Raw genomic sequence first — 756 nt, 5'->3', positions numbered from 1 at the left:
ATCCAGACGTTCAGCCCTTCGGCTTCAGTCCATCGATGAACAATTGCTCGAGGAACCGGGCGGCATCCTCGAAGCGGCCGTCGCCGCCGCGGTCGGGGCCGAGCACGGCGCGCACCTGGACGTCGAAATCGGCATAGTGCTGCGTCGTCGCCCAGATCGAGAAGATCAGGTGCCAGGGGTCGGTGCGGGCGATCTTGCCGGCGCGCATCCAGCCCTTGATGACGGCGGCCTTCTCGTCGACCAGCGCTTTCAGCTCGCCTTCCAGCAGCGGCATGATGCGCGGCGCGCCCTGCAGGATCTCGTTGGCGAAGAGCCGGCTTTCGCGCGGGAAATCGCGCGCCATTTCGAGCTTGCGCCTGATGTAGCTGCGCAGCTCGGTGAGAGGGTCGCCGATGTCGTCGAGTTCCCTGAGCGGCGCCAGCCAGGTCTCGAGCAGCCGCTCCATCAGCGTTTCGTGAATGTCTTCCTTGCGGCGGAAGTAGTAGAGCAGGTTCGGCTTCGACATGCCGGCCGCTTCGGCGATCTGGTCGATGGTCGAGCCGCGAAAACCGTTGGTGGAGAAGACCTCGAGCGCTGCTTCCAGGATCAGCTCGCGCTTTTCCCGCTGGATGCGGGTGCGGCGGGGAGCGGAACCTTCCATGGCGGCCGTCACCCCTGCAAACCTTCGCCGCGAGCGCCATCTGGACCAATTCTCTGGACCAGTTTTTCCTTGGCCTGTGGAGCGCGCTTCGGATGCGGCATTTCCGTTAGTAATCC

The 756-nt window shown here is 64.4% G+C and carries 1 protein-coding gene; it reads right to left on the bottom strand.

The window, feature by feature from the left end; genetic code table 11:
• Nucleotides 1–10 precede the first annotated feature (10 nt).
• Complete coding sequence (locus EN738_RS34760) at nucleotides 11–640, bottom strand: TetR family transcriptional regulator C-terminal domain-containing protein (protein ID WP_127287414.1); 630 nt, start codon at nucleotides 638–640, stop codon at nucleotides 11–13.
• Nucleotides 641–756: the final 116 nt, after the last annotated feature.

Source organism: Mesorhizobium sp. M4B.F.Ca.ET.017.02.2.1, assembly GCF_003998955.1.
GTDB classification, from domain to species: Bacteria; Pseudomonadota; Alphaproteobacteria; order Rhizobiales; family Rhizobiaceae; genus Mesorhizobium; species Mesorhizobium abyssinicae.
Note: the sequence above shows the minus strand (reverse complement) of the source record. Positions and strands in the feature narration are given on the sequence as shown.